The organism is Ensifer adhaerens (genome assembly GCF_002007205.1).
Taxonomy (GTDB): Bacteria; Pseudomonadota; Alphaproteobacteria; order Rhizobiales; family Rhizobiaceae; genus Ensifer; species Ensifer adhaerens_D.
The window spans coordinates 965,335-986,729 of sequence record NZ_LAZS01000012.1; the positions used below are offsets into that span (position 1 = coordinate 965,335).

The 21,395-nt window shown below is 60.3% G+C and carries 18 protein-coding genes and 1 pseudogene; 4 read left to right on the forward strand and 15 right to left on the reverse strand.

The window, feature by feature from the left end:
• Positions 1 to 6 precede the first annotated feature (6 nt).
• Genes XB14_RS29345 through XB14_RS29355 form a run of 3 tightly spaced genes read right to left on the reverse strand, consistent with a single transcriptional unit; the run spans position 7 to position 3,044 of the window.
• A complete protein-coding gene (locus XB14_RS29345; RefSeq protein ID WP_077967284.1) occupies positions 7 to 1,041 on the reverse strand; it encodes a FecCD family ABC transporter permease in 1,035 nt (344 codons plus the stop codon).
• On the reverse strand, positions 1,038 to 2,042 hold the full coding sequence (locus tag XB14_RS29350) for a FecCD family ABC transporter permease (RefSeq protein WP_077967285.1): 1,005 nt from the start codon (positions 2,040 to 2,042) through the stop codon (positions 1,038 to 1,040). Before XB14_RS29350 ends, XB14_RS29345 begins: the two co-directional genes overlap by 4 nt.
• Positions 2,043 to 2,060: 18 nt before the next feature.
• Positions 2,061 to 3,044 carry an ABC transporter substrate-binding protein gene (locus tag XB14_RS29355; protein WP_077967287.1) on the reverse strand — a complete coding sequence of 328 codons (984 nt, stop codon included), beginning with the start codon at positions 3,042 to 3,044 and terminating at the stop codon, positions 2,061 to 2,063.
• A gap of 226 nt (positions 3,045 to 3,270) precedes the next feature.
• On the opposite strand from XB14_RS29355, the gene XB14_RS29360 reads away from it, so the two are divergent.
• On the forward strand, positions 3,271 to 4,152 hold the full coding sequence (locus tag XB14_RS29360) for a LysR family transcriptional regulator (protein ID WP_077967296.1): 882 nt from the start codon (positions 3,271 to 3,273) through the stop codon (positions 4,150 to 4,152).
• A 700-nt stretch (positions 4,153 to 4,852) separates the two neighbouring features.
• Positions 4,853 to 5,203: a hypothetical protein gene (locus XB14_RS29365; RefSeq protein ID WP_077967297.1), complete on the forward strand. Its 351-nt coding sequence runs from the start codon at positions 4,853 to 4,855 to the stop codon at positions 5,201 to 5,203.
• Between the two features lie 469 nt (positions 5,204 to 5,672).
• Here the strand turns inward: XB14_RS29365 and XB14_RS29370 are convergent, their stop codons facing one another.
• Genes XB14_RS29370 through XB14_RS29380 form a run of 3 tightly spaced genes read right to left on the reverse strand, consistent with a single transcriptional unit; the run spans position 5,673 to position 9,719 of the window.
• Entirely contained in the window at positions 5,673 to 7,010 is a 1,338-nt protein-coding gene (locus XB14_RS29370) for a ComEC/Rec2 family competence protein (protein ID WP_143348597.1), read from the reverse strand.
• Positions 6,992 to 8,851, reverse strand: a complete 1,860-nt coding sequence (locus XB14_RS29375) for a serine protease (RefSeq protein ID WP_143348598.1) — start codon at positions 8,849 to 8,851, stop codon at positions 6,992 to 6,994. The genes XB14_RS29370 and XB14_RS29375 overlap by 19 nt, the downstream gene beginning before the upstream one ends.
• Positions 8,852 to 8,879: 28 nt before the next feature.
• On the reverse strand, positions 8,880 to 9,719 hold the full coding sequence (locus XB14_RS29380; protein ID WP_077967309.1) for a S1/P1 nuclease: 840 nt from the start codon (positions 9,717 to 9,719) through the stop codon (positions 8,880 to 8,882).
• Between the two features lie 812 nt (positions 9,720 to 10,531).
• Between XB14_RS29380 and XB14_RS33890 the strand changes: the two are divergent.
• Both XB14_RS33890 and XB14_RS29395 read left to right on the forward strand, forming a co-directional pair.
• Positions 10,532 to 10,788, forward strand: a pseudogene (locus XB14_RS33890) (type II toxin-antitoxin system HicA family toxin).
• Positions 10,785 to 11,141 (forward strand): type II toxin-antitoxin system HicB family antitoxin, encoded by a 357-nt coding sequence (locus XB14_RS29395; RefSeq protein WP_077967311.1) that lies wholly within the window; start codon positions 10,785 to 10,787, stop codon positions 11,139 to 11,141. The pseudogene XB14_RS33890 and the gene XB14_RS29395 overlap by 4 nt, the downstream one beginning before the upstream one ends.
• Positions 11,142 to 11,330: 189 nt before the next feature.
• On the opposite strand, the gene XB14_RS29400 is transcribed toward XB14_RS29395, so the two are convergent.
• The 9 genes from XB14_RS29400 to XB14_RS29440 form a co-directional block, all read right to left on the reverse strand.
• The gene (locus XB14_RS29400; protein WP_234804173.1) at positions 11,331 to 12,263 is read right to left on the reverse strand and encodes an XdhC family protein; all 933 of its coding nucleotides are present in this window, start codon (positions 12,261 to 12,263) and stop codon (positions 11,331 to 11,333) included.
• A 1-nt stretch (position 12,264) separates the two neighbouring features.
• Complete coding sequence (locus XB14_RS29405) at positions 12,265 to 12,846, reverse strand: UbiX family flavin prenyltransferase (RefSeq protein WP_077967313.1); 582 nt, start codon at positions 12,844 to 12,846, stop codon at positions 12,265 to 12,267.
• 4 nt (positions 12,847 to 12,850) lie between these two features.
• The gene (locus XB14_RS29410) at positions 12,851 to 14,224 is read right to left on the reverse strand and encodes a UbiD family decarboxylase (RefSeq protein WP_077967315.1); all 1,374 of its coding nucleotides are present in this window, start codon (positions 14,222 to 14,224) and stop codon (positions 12,851 to 12,853) included.
• A 60-nt stretch (positions 14,225 to 14,284) separates the two neighbouring features.
• Positions 14,285 to 15,229, reverse strand: a complete 945-nt coding sequence (locus tag XB14_RS29415; protein WP_077967318.1) for an amidohydrolase family protein — start codon at positions 15,227 to 15,229, stop codon at positions 14,285 to 14,287.
• An 18-nt stretch (positions 15,230 to 15,247) separates the two neighbouring features.
• The gene (locus XB14_RS29420) at positions 15,248 to 16,171 is read right to left on the reverse strand and encodes an amidohydrolase family protein (RefSeq protein ID WP_077967321.1); all 924 of its coding nucleotides are present in this window, start codon (positions 16,169 to 16,171) and stop codon (positions 15,248 to 15,250) included.
• Positions 16,172 to 16,572: 401 nt separating this feature from the next.
• A complete protein-coding gene (locus XB14_RS29425; RefSeq protein ID WP_419178648.1) occupies positions 16,573 to 17,700 on the reverse strand; it encodes a CobW family GTP-binding protein in 1,128 nt (375 codons plus the stop codon).
• 2 nt (positions 17,701 to 17,702) lie between these two features.
• Positions 17,703 to 20,009 carry a xanthine dehydrogenase family protein molybdopterin-binding subunit gene (locus XB14_RS29430; RefSeq protein WP_077967344.1) on the reverse strand — a complete coding sequence of 769 codons (2,307 nt, stop codon included), beginning with the start codon at positions 20,007 to 20,009 and terminating at the stop codon, positions 17,703 to 17,705.
• Positions 20,006 to 20,488 carry a (2Fe-2S)-binding protein gene (locus tag XB14_RS29435; protein ID WP_077967346.1) on the reverse strand — a complete coding sequence of 161 codons (483 nt, stop codon included), beginning with the start codon at positions 20,486 to 20,488 and terminating at the stop codon, positions 20,006 to 20,008. The genes XB14_RS29430 and XB14_RS29435 overlap by 4 nt, the downstream gene beginning before the upstream one ends.
• Positions 20,485 to 21,348, reverse strand: a complete 864-nt coding sequence (locus XB14_RS29440) for an FAD binding domain-containing protein (protein WP_077967349.1) — start codon at positions 21,346 to 21,348, stop codon at positions 20,485 to 20,487. The genes XB14_RS29435 and XB14_RS29440 overlap by 4 nt, the downstream gene beginning before the upstream one ends.
• Positions 21,349 to 21,395: the final 47 nt, after the last annotated feature.

Consider the following 21,395-nt stretch of genomic DNA (forward strand, 5'->3'; position numbering starts at 1 on the left):
TCGGTCTCAAGGAACTTTGCGCAGCAATGCGAGCAACACTGGTACACCGATGATGGCAGTGACGACACCAATCGGGACTTCTTCCGCCCCTCCGATCAACCGGCCGATCAGATCGCCAAGCGTGACTATGATCGCGCCCAGGACGACGGTTAGGGCCACGACAAGCGGAAAGTGCCTGCCGGCTAGAAAACGGGCCAGGTGTGGCACGACGAGGCCAACGAATATGATCGGTCCGACCGTGCCGACGGCGCTCGCCGCCATCACACAGGATATGAACAGGACGAGCGAAAACTGCCGCCGATAGGAAAGTCCGAACGACCGGGCGACGGCCGCATCGAACTGCAGCATGACGAGGGGGCGATGGATTACCGGCAGCATGACCAGACCCGCGACTGTGAATGGGAGCAGGAACACCGCGTGATCCCAGGTCCGCGCGTAGAGGCTGCCGGACAGCCACTCCAAAATGATCTCGATCCGGGCCGAGCCCCAACCGGCGATCAAACCAATGGCGATCGCATGGAAGACGGCGCCGACGGCAATTCCGCAAAGCGTAATGCGAAGGGGACTGAGCTCGAGCCGGAAAGCAAGAAGATAGATGATGCCGCCGGCGATCATACCGCCGGCCGTTCCGGCGACCGGCAACCAACCGATGGGCAGCTCGGCGACGGTGTGAGAGCCGGGCGTGAAGATGTAGACCGTGAACAGAAGAAACAGCGTCACTGTGAGCGTGGCACCCTGCGAAACGCCTATGAGCGAAGGATCGGCGAGCGGATTGCGCGTGATGGTCTGAAGGAGAAGGCCTGCGAGCGCGAACTGTATGCCGGCAAGCATCCCGGTGATAATCCGCGGCAGCCTGATGTCGAGGATGATGGAACGCGCTTCCTCTGATCCGGCCCCGCCCAGAGCCGAGATGACATCGTTGGCCGGTACATCGACAATGCCCATGAACACCGCCGCCGCCAAGGACAACGGGACGAGAGCCATAGCGATCGGCAGGACCCAGCGATTGGATTGGCGGGCAGCTGAAGAGTTTGGGATCATGCGCCCTTCCCCTTGACGCCCAGACCGCCACGCTGGATCAAATAGATGAAGATCGGCCCGCCGATCAGCGCGGTGATGATGCCGACGGGCAGTTCTTTGGGTATGGCGACCGTTCGAGCGATCAGGTCGGCCGATGTCACGATGAATGAACCGATAGCGGCGGTCAGCCCGATTTCCAACGCTGCCCCACTGGGTCTGAACAGCCGCGCGATATGGGGTGCCGCCAAGCCAACGAACGCAACTGGACCGGCAACCGGCGCTACGCCCGCGACGGGAAAAATCCCAAGCACGAGGAGCACCGGCTTCCACAGATTAAGCTGCACGCCCATGCCGGCGGCGGCGTGGTCGCTGAGCGAGAGCAGCAAGATCACGCGATGGAGCGCCAGAGCACCAGCGATGCCGATTGAGACCCAAGGAAGCATCTGCCAGAGGTGCGACCAGCTCCTTCCGGCAAAACCCCCGGATATCCAGAACAGAAGAGCGGTCGACTGCGGCCCGGCCAAAAGAAGGACGTAGATGGTGACCGCCCCCAGGAACAGCGAAACGCTGATCCCGCCGAGCGCCAGATGCAGTGGCCGACCGTTGCCACCACGCGCCACCCAGAAGGTCACGGAGGCAGCCGCAAGTCCTCCAATGAGACCAACGAAGCCGTAGTAGCTACCTGAAACCCAGGGGAGCAACACGAAGCAGGTGACGATCGGCGCGATCGCGCCGGCTGTGACGCCCGTAATGCCGGGGTCGGCGAGCGGATTTCTTGTGAGCGTTTGGAGCAGATAACCGGAGACGGCAAGACCTGCGCCTGCGGTGGCCGCGATCAAGCTCCTCGGCAGCCTCAGGGTCCACACAAGGATCGACTCGATCCTGCCGTCCGGCACGAAAAGCGCTTCCAGCGCCACCGGGAGTGAAAGTGTCTTCGCACCGGGCATGAGCCCAATGGCGCTGATCAGCAGTGTCGCAACGACGACAAGGGCGATCGCTATCAAGGATTTTCGCGCGTCCATCGTCGCCGAGGCTGATCGCTATTGCTGGACTTCGGCCGGAATGATCTTTGCCGCTTCGGCTTTGACGTCCACTTTCGGGAACACATCCGGATAAAGATAATGGGCGGCCTCACGCAACACGATTTCGCGCGCGATGGGACCATTCGTCTCCACCCAGTGGTCGCCGACGTAAAAGACCCGGTTGTTCTTGACGGCGGTCAGCTGGCTCCAGATCGGATTGTTCTCGTGCGGCCGATCCGGACCGTAGTCGTAGATGAAGAGGACTTCGGGATCCTTTTCCAGCATCGTCTCAAGGCTGAGGTCGATGCCGAACTCACCGCCTGGTGTCATGGCGCCAGCGATGTTCTCACCACCGATCGCCTTTACGATCGAGGCGGATGTGTTCTCGTTATGGAAGGCAAACGGCACTTCTCCGCCCCACATGATCGCAAAGCGCGGATGAGTGTCTTTCGGAGCCTTTTGCGCGATCTCGCTCAGATGCGTGCGAAATGCCTTGTTGAGTTCGAGCCCACGTTCCGGCTTGCCGAGGATTTTCGACACCTGTTCGATTTCCTTTTCGCTGCCGTCGAGCAGTTCCATGTTGTAGGCGACATAGGGTGCGATCTTTTCAAGCTGCGGAGCATTGCCGACGGTGTAGCGGCGGATCGCGATGATGAGGTCCGGCTTTGCGTCCGAAAGGAGCTCGAGGTTCGGCTTGGCCCGCTGGCCGATCTGCGTCATGTCCTTGGTGAGGCCAAGAAGGAATTCCGGCGGACGGCCTTCGACCATGTAGGTGCTGGCAACCGGCTTGATGCCAAGCGCGAGAGCGAGGTCGTCGCCGAAAAACGAAATCGACGCAATACGCTTGGGCTCGGCCGGAACCTGAACCTCAACGCCGCGGTCGTCCGTCACTTTTTGGGTAGCGTCGCCGGCAAGCACCGATCCCGCCGAGAGTGCAAGGCAAGCCCCGATGATACCCGACACCACTGTGCGCTTGCTCGACAAGGCAAAATTCCAATTCATTGCATCCCCCAGATGACGATCAAAAAAGACAGTGGTGGCCTGTGGTCAGTGGGTGCTTGTGAATTGAATGCATGCCACCCCCTCGCGACCCATAACAACCAACGGCCGCACTGACTTCTATATTCCCGCTCCAGATGCCTGAGGCACCAGGTTTTTTCTTGTCGTTCCGCCGGATTGTGGATAAATGCAGTCAAGTTATTTGCAAGCGAAAGATTCTCACGCCAGCATGAGAAATCCTCAAACCGGTCGCGTCAAACTTCCACCGTTGTCGACCCTCCCGGCGTTTTCGATCGCTGCCCGGACCGGCAGCCTCACCTTGACTGCGCGGGAACTCAACCTCACGCCGGGCGCCATAAGCCGACAGATCAAGGCGCTCGAGGAGACGCTGGGTGTCCAACTCTTCCATCGGGGGCACAATTGCATTTCGCTCACCGATGCCGGCCGGCAGTATCTGACGCACGTCAACGCGGCCCTTGCGACCATCGACAACGGCACACGCGCCCTTCTACCGGATCGGGTGCGCCTGGTGATACAGGCTCCGATCACCATCGCACGACGGTGGCTTATCCCCAGGCTCGGTTCCTATCTGCAGGGCAACCCGAATGTCGACCTCAACGTCCAATCGCTGGCGCTCGGCGCAGGCGACGTACCCGATGTTACCGTAAGCTACAGGCGAGGCTCAGACGAAGAGCGATTTTCGGCGGCCTTCCTGATCGATAGAACGGTCGCCGTCTGTTCGCCCCTCCTCCTCGGCAACAGAGCCAAGTCGATGGAATCGGAAGCGCTGCTTGATCTGCCGGTTCTGCTCGACACCGCGGATGCATGGTCCTGGCGGCGCTGGTGCGAGGCCGCGGACGTTCCCTTTCACCCGAGCGGAGGCAGCATCACCTTCGACACCGACGAAGCATCGATCGATGCCTGTATGAGCGGGCTTGGCATAGGCCAGGCGAGCCTGTCCCTGATAGAGCGGGAGTTGCGCGAGGGACATCTGATCGTGCTTTGCCCACACATCAATCCGGTCGTCGGCGGCTACGAGATTGCCGAGCCAATGCCGAGCGGCATGGCGCTCGGATTTACGCAGTGGCTCCTGGCGTGGCGGGACAGGTGACTTCGGCGGCCTGGGCAAGCAGCGCCGCTGATTTGCCGACAGCAGACCGGTATGTACAAGTATTGCTAGCGCAAGCGCTGGTGCACAGTAACGCGCACGCTTACCCCGACCTCGCTGTATGACGCTCCACTGGTCCCTGACGCAAATGCTGCGTAAGCCGAAGTGATTACGCAAACTCTCCCTTCGGATTAATTGCGACCACTCAGCAATTCTGCAACTATGCAACCGTGGCTGCACACCACATAAGCAGGCAAGTGTGATCTGCGGTTGTGGATGTATTGCGTGCTGTCACCAAATTATGACTGTTTATTGCGCTTTATGGTTTGACGACCTTCCAGAATGAAGCCCCGCCATGCTCGGCGGGGCTTTACTCTTTTGACGGCCAGATCAACTGCGCAGCCGTTCTCGACGTGATCACAATAGTTCCTGTGGCCGACCAACAACCGATTGAATTCCGCCAAAGCAAATTCGGCATGCGCTGTTGGCACTCCCGCTAATCGCAGCCGTGCCAGTCGGAGTTCTCGGGTGCGTCAAGGTTCGCCTTGAGAGAATTCCAACAGCGGACCGCCTGTAGACAACCCTAGCGCCTTGATAAGATTCGAACCGCCGTTCCGTTCGAAATGGTGGCCACGAAATCCCACTGTGTGCATATAGTCTCCATGAGCATCTACGGGAGGCCCCATTGTTCGGAACACACGGTATGGATCCAGAAACCGAGGGCCTTATCCGCCTTTCCATGCTCGAGCGTATCCGGAAAGAGCGAGACCCTCACGTGGCTGAGGCCATCAAGCGCGAGGTGCTGATTAATGAAGCACGCACCAGCAAATTGCCTATTGTCCTTACCGACGACCAGATCGAGCTTCGGAACGAAGCAGCTCAACGGCCGGTGTCCATTACACCGGAGGTCGTTCAACAGTTCGAGCAGGAGAAGGCCCGACAGACCGGTCCCAACGCACCTGAATGGGTAAAGCGCTTCTGGAATGCGCTCGAAATCAAGCCAGGGTTCTTGGGGAATACGCCTCGATGTAAAGAAAGCTCTCGGCTGGGGTGAATGGAAATAACGACAGGAAACGGCGCGTGATCCGCCGATCTCCATCGTTTAAATGCCAGACGATCTCGTCCGACAAGGTGGCGTTGCGGTTCCGTGGCTACTGGTTGAGCCATTCTTATATGCCAAGGGGTGTAAGACTTCCTCGCCATCAGCATTTCAGTCACACGACGATTGTGCGGTAGCGATGATTGCGCCGCCAGGCCCAGTCGTCGATGCCAATCACCGAGGGCGGGGTCGACGTTGGTAGTTGTTGCCGGCGGATACTTGTCCGCTTCACCGAGCAGTGCCCCGGCGTTTGCAGTCAGATTGTGAGTTTCGTTGTTCGTTCCCACTCACTTCGTGTCCTAAAAGCCACAGGTAGCGCGGGCGTCGATAGAATCGCGTCGCTGGCTCGTCTAACCTATCACGGCGACTGCATTAGTAGTCCATGGCGATAGTCGGCCGCAGCCCCGGCCCCGCGTCAATCGCGTTAAATCGGAATATCGATATAATCCGCACCAGCCGTGATGTTTTCGAAATCGGTGCGCGGAGGTTGGCTGCGACTGAACCAAGCCTCCTCGTAATCCTTGAACTTGTTCAGCGTCTTGGGATCTATCCCCCCCTTCTTAAAAATAGGGCCATAGCTCTTTGCGTTGGCAATCCGGGTAGCCACCTGATTCAATAGCAGGGACCTTGGAATGGTCTTATAGTTGCTGCGCTTGGTCGAGACAGCCGCTTGGGCAACCAGTGGCGAGACCTTTGGTAGTATAGCGTCCAAGATTACAGCGGGTTCAAATGGCTTATCCGGATCGCGCTCGATACCGTCGTCCCATGGTGTGGCATTTTCGCTGCCGTGGTGGCCGACCTTGAGGAAGTCTAACGGCCCCTTCAGTTGGTCCCGGCGAAGGTTCCACATCGTGTTCCATGCACTGTTTGCGGCTCCTTCCTTAAACCGGGCCTCCCACTCTGCGTCTCCGACGAACAGCAGTCTTTTTTCCCTCCAGGTCACCAGAAGCACCACGCTGGTGTTATTCACGACCGCGCCGTCCGCGTCAGACAACGCAAGCCCAGTGGCGAGCATCCGGCTTTGAAGGTTGCGAAAATCGATCGCCGCGATGTTGGTCGGTGTTCTGCCGCCTTTCAAAGGCAGCGGCAATGCGCTCTTCAGCACTCCCTTTTCAGCCAACGCTAAAAGGTGACTGACGTGGGATTCCTTCGGCGTGCCGAGATACCACCTATCAATCTCCTGCTCGGGGCCAAGAATTTCGAAGACTGCATCCTTGAGCGGCAGGCTCAACTCACCGCTCGTGGACTGCCCAGCTGAAACATATACGGGTTGGATTCCATTCCCTTTGGGAAGCAGTTCGGTCAGTGTTCGCACCGACGTATCGTTGTTCGCAGCATACGCAGCGAACAGGTCTCCGAACTCAGAACCCAAGTTGAATGCCGCCGCCTGTTCCATAGCGGCCCCTGCAAGCTCGTGCAGCTTTTTTGCCCGTTTCGCATGATCGTTATCGGGCTTCATTGCCGCGCTCATCCAAATCGCGCCAATTGAGATGTCATCCCACAAAGGCAGGCCAAAGCCCGACATGTGATCCTTGTGCTGGTGCGAAACGATCAGGAGATCGAGGCGTTTCTTGCCGTCCACGAGCGGGAGCATCTCTTTCATGAGGGGTACAGCATTCCGTATGAGTGCGTCACCGCTCAGAGAGCCGCAATCAATGACCATATGGAAATCGCGGCCAGACTCGTGGGCCCCGGGGATGGCGCAGTAGATGAAATCGCCAAGTCCAACGTCGAACATTCGCACTAAGAGCTTATCTGCCACTGGCGGCCTCCGAGGTCATGTTCGTCTTCGTGATCCAAAGAAAAGTGGGGAGCAATGTTGAACGAAAGGAGCCCGTCTTGCTCAGCAACTTCGAAGGGCGGGACGATACGGGCCAGAACACCCAAGGGTGTCGATTGCCGCTCGCCGAACATCCCGCGGTTTACACGTATCGCGACGGTGTCCAGAAGTTCGTCGCGTCGGGCGGCTCCCGCCTTCGCCTCGGCCTTCTGATCCGGCTTTGAGCCCAAATTCTGAATGCCTGGCTTGCGAGACCAGTGAATGAAATTTGCATTCTGGTCGAGGACGATCGTCCCGCCGCACCACATTGAAGTCCGCTGCCCATCAAATTGACCGAACCGCTCCCCGGAAAGGAGCACTTCCTCGCGCCACAGATACTGAAGAACGATTTGATCGGCTTGCTGCCGCCCCTCCGTCGTCAGCTTCTTTGCCCTTGCGAGATCCGCGATAATCAGATCCGCTGTCAGAGGGATGAATAATTGCTCACGGTTATCATCGAGGAAGCGATACGCGCTGCCGCGTGACGCGCCGATATCATCGATGCTGTGAAAAACGGCCAACGGCGTTCGCGAGAAGACAGGTCCCGGCTCCAGTAGTTTCCGATCATCCTCCTGAAGAATTTCCCGCCCTAAAAAGACTTCGAACATCGTGGCCCGGAAGCCCTCAGGATCGACTGGGTTGGTAATCTGTTCTGCGCGGAGGACTGCGATAGCGTAATCTCGGAACTTGACATCGCATGGTGGCAAGAAGTCCAGGGGTTGAATTGCCGAGCGCTGCATGTGCTCTATGGTGTACCAGAACAACCGCTCCAGTGACTCTGGGCGTGCGGAGGGATCGTCTTGCGTCCGCCTTGTCTGGCGCTTCTTCCGCAGCTCCAATAGCTCAGCCATTATTTCAAACATGGCCCCGGTGAGCACCTCTGAAGTCTCATGTGGGCCCTTTCCACGGACATCGCTCATCGTCTTCTTATTCAGCGCCGTCCGGAGATACGGCTGGCCGGTGACAGCTTCCCCAAACTGATGAGCGAGAGACGCGAGCAACGACGCATCATCCAGGTCCCCCTCGCTATCCCTCACGACCTCTTTCCGGAACCCATTGTTCCTGAAAGCCATCAACAGTGCCGTCAGATCTCCCATAAACTCGTGAAAGGCGGCTGTTTCGGTCAGAACGGTCTCGAAATAATAGGGGCGGAGGCCATCGAGTACCGCATGGCCGAATTCGTGATTCACAATATCGCTGGACTCGCAGGTGTTTACCCGACCACCTTCACTGTTGAACCAATAGAACTGCAGCGATTTGCTCTGCCGGTCATAATAGGCGTTCTGCCCATATCCGGCTGTCGGGACGAGGATCAGCCTGTTTCCATCGAAACCCCACTCGATACGGCGGCCGAGACCGGCTCCCCCTTCGAAGAACTCCAATGTGTTCTGGACTGTTGCCCATACGCTGATCTGTCGGAACTGGGGAAGCTTGCGTCCCATCGAGGAGTTCAGATCTTCTCCCTTGGGCCCTCGAAAGGATACGGTTTTACCGTCCCACCGAGCGGGCTCTTCCAGCACCCCTGAACTGGCATCATAATCGACCACTGCGAAACGTGCGCTTGTCGGCCCGTCAGAAATTCCCGGCTCCCAGGGCACATCGAAATCGGTGTCTATAGCAGCCGCCGGGTTGTTCTTCGCGACGAGCGGATCCTTGAAATAGACATCCACGTTGAACCGCAAACCAGTCTCTTCCTGCACAGACAGCGGCAAGGTCCGTCTGGTGGCGTACAGCCGAGTGCGTGTCCCGACGCTCAGAAGCTCTCTGCGAGTTTTGCGAGCCATTCGTGCCCCCTTAGAAGCCGGTCATTCGTCACGGACAGGACACGGGCTCGTTCAGCAGCCTTGCAAGGCGCAAACCTGCGCGTCCGAGCTGCTGATCGATAACCGGGATCTGTTTGTCGAAGTATGCGTCGTCGAGGAAGTTGTTCGCTGGCGTGTCTGGAAACACCGTCTGCGCGATCTTGTGAGTTTCAACCGCCCACGACGCCGGATCTCCGGCCTGCTCGGCAGCAACATTCGCTGTCTTGAGCCAGCTCGCTTCAAGCTGATCCACATAAGCCCCCCAAGAGTAGACCTGCTTCTTGATCAGCGTGCTGTCCCACACCGTATGTAAGTTCTCGTCTTCCGACTTAAGCCGGTGAAAATCGCAGGCGTTGCCGCAGGTCTCGCCGCCGATCCGGGTCGTAACAGCATGACGGTTCATGCCGAAGTCTTCGAGCACGGTATGGAACGGCTGGTGTAAGTCGCCGACGAAATGGACCAGGAACTTTAATGCCTCGGTGCGGGCAAGAACCTCTGACTCGCAGTGCATTTCCTTTTGCGCACGCATGATCTCAGCGACCGCGCAGTCACCCTTGTCAGGAACGAGTTTGCAATCCCTTTGAGGATCGTAGTTCGATTGTCCGATCGGCATCGGCACAAAATGCCAGTTGTAGGTATTCTGCCTTTCTTCGCGAACGTCATCGGCCCAGGTGGAGATCGAACCCAAAGAGACGCCGGGTCCCAGCAGGGTTGAAACCATCTCTTCCGCTGATGCGTTCAATCGACGTTGCGCGATCTCGGCGACGATCGAGTGCCCCTCCTGCCCCCACGCGAAGGCGCTTACAGGCATGATGCCGATGGCTAGCAGAGATGCAAAAGCGATGCGCATGGTCGTATCCCCTCAACCAAAGCATGGCGCGAGTATCACATCGAAGCCTAACAATCTCAAGACGTAACGCTCGCAGTTAACAACTGAGGGCGATTGCTTCTGAAGCGATTACCCTTGCAAGGTGGCAGTCGTGCGAACCGCAGAGGTGTAACCTATTGGCCCCACTTTCGGAGTTTAGGCCCGCGGCCGTGCCAGTTCGTCTGGTCGCCGTATTCGGCCTCTCGACCGTAGCACCAGCCAACCGCCTCGAACTTTGCGCCGATAGCTTCGCGGCGATCATACGCACGCAAGGTCTCGTCAGAGTTACCAGACCCGCCCCGGCATTCGCGGTTCTGATCTTGCCACTGCGGGATCATGCGGAAGAGGGCGAATCCAATACCCATGCCCGGATCCCCTAAGATCGTTCCCCTTATGAGAGAGGTGTCGCTTTGCATTTAACCGCAACACTCCGACGACAATAAACAGGGAAGGCACGTTCGGACCTGGCTGTCGGAACGGTGCCCGCAATCGATCGCGAAGCTCACCTTTGATCTCGGCCGCCCGGCGCTTCCTTGCGAAATGCTCGAACCTCGTCTCGCCATTTCGGCTGGTCATCGTCGACAAGTGATAGGAGAGCAACTCCCTGGTCAGGGTCGATTCCACGCTGGCCAAAAGTCACGAGCGCAGGATCGTCGCTGCGCCACGGGTGCACGGGTACGCAAGTAGCGATCGGATCCATCGAGCGATCCGCACCCAGGGCTCAAAACACGCGGATCGTATCTGCAAGAGAATTAACGCTTGCAGAAATAGCAAGCACCACTATATTCGCTAGCATGAACAGCAAGCAGAAAAAGACTCTCTTAGCGGTTTTCAAAGATCCGGTCTCAGGAACCATCGAGTGGGCCGCGCCATAGAAAACCTGCTTGTCGCTGCCGGCGCGAACGTCATCGAAGGAAACGGCTCTCGCATTAAGTTCGAAAAGGACGGCATAATCGCGAGCTTCCATCGTCCTCATCCCGACAAGGAGGCAAAGCGTTATCAGGTTCGCGATGCTCGCGAGTTCCTGACGCAAATTGGAGTAGAACCATGAACACCATGACTTATAACGGTTATCACGCTCGCATAGAATTCGACGCGGAGGACGAACTGTTCTTCGGTAAGATTGCTGGCATTTCTGACGTAGTCGGGTTTCACGGGGACAGCGTTGGTGAGCTGAAAAAGGCGTTCCATGAGGCTGTCGATGATTACCTTGAGACCTGCAAGAGCGTCGGCAAAGATCCTCAAAGACCGTATTCCGGAAGGATGATGTTTCGAGTCGCTCCTGAAGTGCACCGTCGGGCTGCTTTGGCGGCCGAACTTTCGGGAAAAAGCCTCAATCAGTGGGCCGAGGAGGCACTGGAAGAAGCCGCGGCGCACTTCCCAGAAGCACGTCTTTCAGCGTAGCGCGTTCATTGGGCGCCGGATGGCCGCATCATTCGGCCATTCTCTTCCTCACACCACCCGACCCAATCACATTGGTATAGTTTTGACCGACATGGGCGCGCGCAGCGGTCGTTCGTGAACCGTTCCTTTGAGGCCAGTTGGAGGAATCTCGCGTGGTGGGGCGTCTTTCGCCTTTCCACGGGAAGAAAATCAACCCCGCTGCAACCTCGTCTGAGCAATATCGGCGACAACAGAAAGGGCAAGCGCATGCGCATCCCTCGCTTTGTCAAAGATGCCTATTGGGGCCTTGATGCGGGCAAGCGCGTCCTCTTTTTGCCCATGACGGCGAAGGGCCTCGCAACGTTTGACATGGGTGCGTCGGCTGCCGAGGGCGCCGATGTAGAAGGCCATTGACGCGAGCGCCGCCTCAAGCACCGGCGACTCACGGTCAATATCGTGGAAGAGCAGTGCGACGGCCGTGTCAGCGTCGAGCTCGTCCGGCGACGGCACCTGGCCATACTCCAGCGCGACCGTCTCGTAGCCGGCAGCAACGGCAACGCGGGCGACCGCTCCAACCTCTAACGGCGTGCCTGCAACGACGATCCGTGGCTTGGCCCTATATGCCCGCACGAACCACTCGCCATCCCACCCACTTGCTCCGTCGCCCTTTCGCAAAGTGAGCGAGTGTTTGCCCGGATGATAGCGCAGACACACCGGCGTTCGGCGAGCGAGGGCGGCCAGCGCCTGCCGCAAGATTGCGGCCTCCGCCAACACGTGGATCGCAAGCGTAATGCCGCCGCCACAGGGCAGGACGATGTCGAAGAAGGGCGACCCTTCACCAAGACGAAGCTGGCGATCCATGCCCTTGCCAAGGGCCATCATCGCCTCGGCGGCGACGGCAGCTTCCGTGCAGCCACCGGAAACAAAGCCGCAATAAAGACCGTCATCGCGCACGACCATTTGCGCGCCGAGAGCGCGCGCGGCTCCGCCGCGGATTTCGACAAGCGTGATGATGGCGGCAGCGCGCTTCTCTTCGAGAGACTGAACGGCAAAGGCAAGGATATCAATCGCATCATCAGAGATGAAAGCGGCGCGGGGTTCTGGCGCAGGCACCTCCGGATCGGCAGCGATACGGGCCGTCAAGTCATTCCACTCCCTGCGTTCCCGGCCAGCGGCGCACGATACCCGGGTCGAGATCAAAGAGATCAAGCACGCGACCGACGGTGTGATCGACCATGTCTTCGATGCTCTGGGGTTTCGCGTAGAAAGCCGGGACAGGCGGATAGATGATGCCGCCCATCTCGGTCACATGCGCCATGTTACGGATATGACCGAGATGAAGCGGCGTTTCTCTGAGCATCAGGACGAGGCGACGACGTTCTTTCAGCACCACGTCGGCCGCACGGGAAATGAGGTTGTCCGTCGTGCCCGTGGCGATCTCGGCCAGCGTCTTGACCGAACAGGGGGCGACGATCATGCCGAGCGTCTTATAGGAGCCAGAGGAACAGACGGCGCCTATATCCTTGTTGGAATGGGTGGTCGTCGCCAGCGTTTCGAGGTCCTGTCTGGAAAACGTCGCCTCGGCCGCAAGCGTGATGCAGGCCGCACGCGACATGATCAGATGTGTCTCGATCTCGAGGTCACGCAGCAGTTCGAGGATGCGCTTGCCGTAGACCACGCCCGACGCGCCCGAGATGCCAACGATCATGCGTCTTGGATACGTCATCGCCCTATCCCGCGCTTTTCAGGAGTGCTGCGGCGCGCGCGCAGGCCTCGTCGCTGATGCGGGCGCGCACGCCATGGAAATTCGGGCCGCGCGTCGCATCGAGCCCCATCCGCGAGGTCGTACCGATGCCGCTGGCGGAGGGGTCGAGCGCGTTGCCGGGCAGGCCTTCGATGATGACGACGTCCTTGTGCGGCTGGAAATGAGTGGCAAGCGCCCAGAGCACTTCACTGTCTCGGGTGATATCGACATCTGCATCCATCACGACCACGGTTTTCAGGTACTGGTCCCAGCCGAGAAGTCCGAGCATGACCTGCCGCGCCTCCCCCTCGCGCGTCTGGTTCATGGCGATATAGGCGTGAAAATGCGTGCCCGACGAGGGGTAGTGTACCGCAGTGATCGAGGGAAAGCGCGCCTTCAGCTTCTCCACCACCTCGGCCTCGCGCGGCACGCGGCCGAGATTGAGGTGTTCGGCCGAATTGCCGCCGGCCACGCTGACGAGGATGGCATTGCGCCGGCGCATGACGGTTTCGACGGTGAAAAGATTGTTGGTCGAGCGGTCGGAGGAATAGCCGGTGAACTCGCCGAACGGCCCTTCCTCCACGTGCGCCTCGGGATCCAGCACGCCTTCGAGCACGATCTCGGCATGGGCGGGAACGCGAATGCCGTATTTCGGCGTGCGCACGACCTGAAGCGGCTCGCCCATCAGGCCGCCGGCGACATCGCGTTCGTCTTCACCGAAGGCAAGGCGGGCGGAGGCGGCGATCATGAAGAGCGGATGGCCGCCGATGACCATCGCGACCGGCATCGGCCTGCCATTTTCCTTGGCCATGTTCATCAGCCGCCAGAGATGGCCGCGCGAATGCAGCGACGTCGCGAGCGAATTCTTCGAATGGATCATCGCGCGGTGGTAGCTGAGATTGCCGGCGCCGGTTTCCGGATGCTCACCGATGATGATGCCGCTGGTGATGTATTTCGCCCGGTCCGTGTCGAAGTGTTTCAGCATCGGCAGCGCGTCGAGATCGACGGCATCGCCCGAGATGATCTCCTCGGTGATCGGCCCCTCCTTGAGAACCTCTGGCGCGAACGGCCGGTTGGCGCGGGCCTGGTAGGCCTCGTGCAGCCTTTCGGCGGTCGAACCGAGCAGACGGGCGATACGGTCGCGCGAGGCGAAGATGTTGCAGAGCACTTCGCTGCTGATGCCGCTGACGTTCTTCAGGTGCAGCATGGGGTGTTGCCCCCGCTCGGCCAGGTTCCAGATCAGCGCTGTCGCATCCTGATCGTCTGAGACCGGCCGGTCGATGGTGATGACATCGTCAGGATGCTTCGCCCGGTAGTCGGCGAGGAAGCTGCGGACATCTTGCTTGTGGTACTGGGTCATGGCTCGGCCTCGGCGCAGCGGTTGGGCGACGGCGCCCGGAATGGGCACCGTCGTCTTCGATCAGGCAAATTCCTTGTGCTTGCCCGTGGCCCGGTCGACGCCGGCGTAGCTATCCTTCAGGCGCGCCTGGGCGTCCTTGAGGTCGCGCGGCGGCGGCGACGGGTCGATACCGACGAGCTTTGCGATATTGTTGCCGAGATAGCCTTCGAGATCGTCCTCGGAGAGGTTGATGCCGTGCGGCGGATCCTTGCAGAGCACTTCCAGTTCGCGCAGCCACATTCCCGGATCGTTCGGCGGGCTGTCGGTACCGAAGACGATCTTGTTCTTCGGCAATTGCTGGGCGAACTCCACGATACGCGACTGGAAGCACCATCCGGATTCGCAATAGACGTTCGGCGTATCCATCGCCATCCAGAAGGATTCGAACGAGTAGTTGCCGCCGGTCTGGATGCCGAAATGACCGATGATGAAGTTCACCATCGGAAACTCGCGAATGATCGGATAGAACATCGTCGGGATGGTGTACGGTCCGTCGCCGGTGTGGATGAGAACTACGACGCCGAGTTCTGCGCACTTCTTCATCGCCGGACGCAGCCAGTCGAGCGCGCGGTCAGGACGATAACCGTGCATGTTGGCGTGCAGCTTCAGCATCTTGAAGCCGTATTCCTTGACGTGGAATTCCAGCTCCGCCGCGCCGTTTTCCGGTCCCCAGCGCGGGTTGTAGTTGAAGTTGCCGATGAAGCGGTCCGGGTACTTCTGGCAAAGCTCGGCGCAATAGGCCATGTAGTCGCGAATGCCGTCGCGGCCCTTGCGGTTGCCGTCGCGGTAGCCGGTGTTTCCGGGCGGCGGCTGAATAAAGCCCATGTCGATCCGGCGCGGCTTGCCGTTGATCATGTAGGGACCGTCCATCAGCTTGAGCATGCGCTCGCCGGTGAAGGGCTCGCCCGTGTGACGCCACGCCTCGTCGACGAGGTTGGTCGGGTGAAGATGGGTATCAATGATCATTGTTCACTCCGTTCAAATTTACGCGGCAAGGACGACGCCGTGCTGGCGCAGATACGCCTCGGCTTCCTCGACGGTCGCCGGTGGCTTCGTCGCTTCCAGCCCGATCATCCGGGCGACGTTGTTGCCGAGGTAATCTTCGAGCGTATCCTCATCGAGGTTCAGGCCCTGCGGCGGCTCGTGGCAGAGGACTTCCAGGAGGTTGATCCACATGCCCGGCTCGTTCGGCGGTGTGTCGGAGCCGAAGAGGATCTTGTGCTTGGGCAGAACCTTGGCGAATTCGACGATGCGCGACTGCAGGCACCAGCCCGATTCCACGTAGACACTCGGGGTGTCGAGTGCCATCTGCATCGGCTCGAAGACGTAGACGCCACCGGTCTGGACGCCGAAATGCGCCAGGATGAAGTTCACTTCCGGGAACTCGCGGATGATCGGGTAGAACTCCGTCGGGATCGAGTACGGACCGTCACCGGTATGAACCTTCACCATCAGGCCGAGGTCGGCGCACTTCTTCATGGCCGGACGCAACCAGTCGAGCGCACGGTCCGGGCGATAAGCGTGCATGTTCGCCTGCAGCTGCACCATCTTGAAATCGAACTCCTTGGCGTAGCGTTCGATCTCTTCGGCGCCGTTCTGGGTGCCGTAGCGCGGGTTGTAGACGAAGCAGCCGAGGAAGCGGTCGGGGTGCTCGGTCACCATCTTTTCCGTGTAGGCCATGTACTGGCGGATGGCGGCCTTGCCTTCAAGATCCATCACCTCGTGGGTGTAGATGGTGTTGCCTTGCGGCGGCTGAATGAAGGCCTTGTCGATCCGGCGCGGCTTGCCGTTCACATAGTACGGGCCATCCATCATCTTCAGCAGTTTGTCGCCGGTGAACGGCGGTCCGTCGTGTCGCCAAGCCAGGTCCACCAGATCGGTGGGATAGCAGCTCAGGTCAATAATCATAGGTTTCTCCTGTCGTAGAGGGTCCGGTCGATGCGGGGCCGCGCGATGAACGCCATGCCGGCCAAAGCCAGGCGTGGATCCGCGATCTCAGGAAATGCCGAAGACGGAGGGAACGGGCCGGCGCATAAGCTCCCAGGGCGGGGCAACCGGGTGTTCCTTTGGTGATCAGCATCGACATCGCAGCCTCATCTTCCAACAGACGGTGAGCAATTGTCGGTGCTTCTACTCGCCTTCAAAGGAACCACTTCGCGCGATTCTTGTCAACGCAAAAAATGAGCTAAGCAATTGTTTTTAAAACGATTTTTGTCATTAGAAGCAACAGCGACCGCCCGCGCTGGAGGGGCGCGGGCGGCTCAGACAGAAAGGCTTACGCAAGCGCCGTCCGGCGTGGAGACTCGCTGCTAAGGCACCAGGCATGCACGCAAGTTTCTGTCGATGCTGTCACGGTCGAGATTGCGGCCAATGAACACGAACTTCGACTTCCGCTTGTCTTCGCCCCAGGCGTGGTCCGGGCGGAAATCGACGAGCTTGTGCACGGCCTGAAGCACGAAGAAGCGGTCGTCGCCGGCAACGGAAACGATGCCCTTCGTGCGGAAAATGTCGTCGCCGTGCTCGCCGAGGTAGCCCTTGAGGAAACCTGCAAGCTTTTCGCCGTCGAAGGCTTCGGGATAGACGAAGGAGTGGGATTTCACCGTCGCGTCATGCTGGTGCGGCCGAAGGGCGGTCGCGTGCTCGCGTCCATGGTCATGATGATGGTGCCCATGGTCGTGATGCGCATGATCGCAACACGGCTCCTTGCAGTCGTGATCATGATGGTGGTCGGCGTCGTGGTCGTCATCCATGTCGATGTCGAGGATTTCCGCCCGCTCGCGCACATAGGACGGCCGGAAGCCCTTGACGCCGAGGATGTTGGAGAGATCCACCTTGCCGTAGCTGGACCTGAGGATGGGTGCTGTCTGGTTTAGCCTGCGCAGAGATGTTTCCAGCGAACCGAGGGCTTCCTCCCCGGCAAGGTCGATCTTGTTGACGAGAATGCGGTCGGCCGCGACGATCTGGTTGACTGCCTGGTTGTCGCTGCCGTCGAGCACGGGATCGTAGAGGTGCTGGTCGATATGCATGGCATCCACCAGCGTCACGACGGCGTCGAGCTCCACTTCGTCGGCGACGCTACGATCAACGAAAAAGGCGGTGGCGACCGGCGTCGGGTCGGCAAGGCCCGAGGTCTCGACGATGATGTGGTCGAACTTGTCCTTGTGGCTCAGGAGCTTCTTCATCACGTCGATCAGATCGTTGCGCACGTCGACGAAGCAGCAGATGCAGCCGTTCTGCATCTGGAAAATTTCTTCGTCCGAGGCGAGCACCAGGTCGCTGTCGACGTCCACCTCGCCGTATTCGTTCTCGATCACCGCGATGCGATGGCCGTGACGTTCGGTGAGGATGTAGTTGAGCAGCGTCGTCTTTCCCGATCCAAGGAACCCGGTGAGGATCGTGATCGGGAGTTTCTGCTGGCTCGCAGGCTCGATATGCATGTTCATGCGCCCTTCTCCCTCAAGGCTTTCAGGATGTCTTCCGGCGTGATCGGATAGTGGTGGAAGCGAACGCCGATGGCGTCGTGGATGGCATTGGCGATGGAGGGGCCGATGGCGATGATCGGATCTTCGCCCACACCCTTGGCGCCCCAGGGACCGCCCGGATCGGGAGCTGCCTCGAGGATGATCGTCTCGATGTCGGGCATGTCCATTGACAGCGGCATCTTGTAGTCGACCAGGCCGGCATTGAGCGAACGCCCGGTTTTCTTGTCGATGACGTAGTCCTCGGTCAGCGTGTGGCCGATGCCCTGCTGGATGCCGCCCTCGATCTGGCCCTGCGCCGCAATTGGATGGATGACGCGTCCGACGTCATGCACCGGCACAACACGCTTGACCTCGACGATGCCCGTTTCGGTGTCGATATCCACCTCGGTGAAATGCGCGGCGAAAGAGTAGGATTTCGTCGGCTCGTAAGTGCCATTGGCGACGATGTTGGCGGCGGGAATGCCACGGGAAGGCCCCATGGCCTCCGACACCGTCATAGAGCGATCTGGCTCGGCAATGAGGAAGACCTTGCCTTCGGAAAGGTCGATCTCTTCCGCCGAGACCTGCAGCTTCATCGCGGCCCTGGCGAGCACGGCTGCGCGCACCTTTTCGGCCGCCATCTTGGCGGCCGTGCCGACCAGGTAGGTCGTGTGGCTGGCAAAGGCCCCGATGTCCCACGGAACCACGTCCGTGTCGCCATGAATGACGCCAACGTCCTCGAAGCGGACCCCGAGCTCTTCGGCAACGATCTGCGCCAGCGCCGTATGGGCTCCGGTGCCAAGCCCGGCAGCGCCAGTCAGCAGCGTCACCGTGCCATCCTCGTTGACCTTGACGGTGGCATTGCCCTGCTCCTTGATGCCTGGATAGGCGGACGAGCCGTGCATTTCGCAGCCGATGCCCCACCCTTTGCGGATATGCGGGCGCTTCGGATCCGGCGTGCGATCCCGGCCCCTCAGCGTCGTCCAGTCGAGCACGTCAATGCCGTGCTTGAGGCAGATTTCAAGCCCGTGACCGATGATGGGGTGGCCGGATGGCGCGATGTCGCCGGCGCGCACCACGTTCTTCAGCTTGAGCTCCGCCGGGTCCATGCCAAGACGTTCAGCCGCTTCGTCCATCTGGATGTCGAGCGCGTAGTAGCTCTGCACCACGCCGTAACCGCGGAAGGCGCCGTTGATCGGGGTGTTGGTGTAGACGCAGCGCCCCTCCAGCCGCACGTTCTCGCAGCGATAGAGCGAGGTGGCGGCGGTGGTTCCGACGATGGTTACGCCCGGACCGTGGGACCCGTAGGCGCCGGAATCGTAGACCAGCTTCATGTCGCGGGCGACGAGCGTGCCGTCGTTCTTGAAGCCCTGCTTCAGCCAGATCTTGCAAGGGTGACGCGACCGGCCGGCGACGAATGTCTCATGGCGGGTGAATTCCATTTTCACCGGGCGGCGGGTTTCCTTGGCCAAAAGCGCGCAGAGAAACTCGTGCTGGAACAGGTCCTGCTTGGCGCCAAAGCCGCCGCCCATATGGTCGACGAGCACGCGCACCTTGGTGAGCGGCAGGCCGAGCACTTCGGCAAGGATGCCGCGGACCATGAACGAGGTCTGGGTAGAGGTCCAGAAGGTCAGCTTGTTCGAGCCGTCCCAGTCGGCGACGCAGACGTTCGGCTCCATGTAGGCCGGATGCGGCCGCCCGCCGGCAAAGGTGCCTTCGAGCACGAAGTCCGCCTCGGCAAAGCCCTTGTCGATGTCGCCGCGGTTGACGCGCACGGGGTCCAGCACCAGGTTGCCGCCGGGGCCGACCTCGTGGATCAGCGGCGCTCCGAGCTGGACCGCATCCTCCGGTTCGAAGACGCCCGGCAGTGCTTCATATTCCACCTCGATCAGGTCGAGCGCCTCGTCGGCGATCTCCTCGCTGATTGCAGCGACGGCGGCGACGCCCTCGCCCCAGAACCGCACCTTGTGGTCGAGAATGTACTGGTCCTTGGTGCAGGAGGCCGAGCGGGGATGCGGCGAGCCGTAGTGCAGGACGCGCGGCACGGTCTCGTGCGTGAGCACGGCCTTGACGCCGGGATAGGCGAGCGCCTTGCTGACGTCGATCGACTTGATGCGCGCATGGGCGATCGCCGCGCGCTTGATCTTGCCGTGCAGCATGCCGGGCAGCTTGATGTCGCCGGTATACTGCGCCTCGCCCGTCACCTTCTCGAGCACGTCGTCGCGCTTGACGCTCTTGCCGACGATCTTGAACTCGCGCTGTTCAATGGGGGTGGTCATGTTCATGGTCTTGTTGCCTCCATCTCGCGCGCGGCCGATTTGATCGCGTCGAATATCTTGGTGTAGCCAGTGCAGCGGCAGATGTTGCCGGAGAGCCCGAAGCGGATGTCCTCGTCGCTCGGGTGCGGATTGTCGTCGAGCAGCTTCTTCGCCATCATCAGGATGCCGGGCGTGCAGAAGCCGCATTGCGAGGCGCCGTGCCGCATGAAGGCATCCTGCAGCGGATGCAGTCGATCGACACCCGGCTGGAGCCCTTCGACCGTCTCGACCGCACGGCCTTCGGCTTCCACGGCAAGCATCAGGCAGGCGTTGACCGGCTCGCCATCGACGAGCACGGTGCAGGCGCCGCAGTCGCCGACATCGCAGCCCTTCTTGGTGCCGGTGAGGCCGACCTCGTCGCGCAGCGCATCGAGCAGGGAGCAGCAGCCATTGACGGCCATCTCGCGCGCCTCGCCATTCACGGTGAATTCGACCATCCGTTTCATGCGAAAGTCTCCAATGCCTGTTTAATGGCGCGACCGGTCAGGACGCCGACCATGTCGCGGCGGTAGTCTGCGCTGGCGCGCACGTTGCTGATCGGCGTGCATTCCTCCATCGCCTTGTCGGCAGCACTCCTGACAGCCTCAGCATCGAGCCTCGTGCCACGCAGCATGGCTTCGGCTTGCGGCGCGCGCAGCACAGTGGCGCCGACCGCACCGAGCGCGATGCGGATGTCGCTGCAGACGCCATCGTCCATCGCCAGGCTGACGGCGACGCCGACAGTGGACAGCTCCATCGCCTTTCGACGGCCGTGCTTGAGATAGGCCTTGCCGGTATTGTCACCCGCCGGCGGCACGGTGATGCCGGTAACGATTTCGCCCTTGGCGAGAACGGTCCTGCCGGGGCCGGTGAAGAACTCGCAGATCGGCACCACACGCATATTGGTGCGGCTGTAGATGTGCACGAAGGCGCCGTCCGCCACCAAGGGCGGAATGGTATCGGCCGACGGCGAGGCGCGACAGATATTGCCGACGACGGTCGCGCGGTTGCGCACCTGGATGGAGCCGAGCGAGGCGAGTGCTGAACGCAGGTTCGGATATCGCTGGCGCACCAGCGACAGGTTCTCCAGCCGTCCGACGGTCACCAGCGCACCGAAGGTTAGGCCGCGCGTCTCGTTATAGGTGATGTCGGACAAACCAGGGATCTGCTTGATGTCGACGACGTTGCGCACGCGGCGCAGCCGTTCGCGGATCTCGACCAAAAGGTCCGTGCCTCCGTTGAACAGGAATGTGTCGTCGCCGAGCTCGGTGAGAAGACGGGAGGCATGCTCCAGCGTTTCCGCCCGATGATAGTCGAAGCGTCTCATGGAATCCTCTTGGGGTTGGGGGCTCCGGCGGCGCGCGGCCGCCGGAC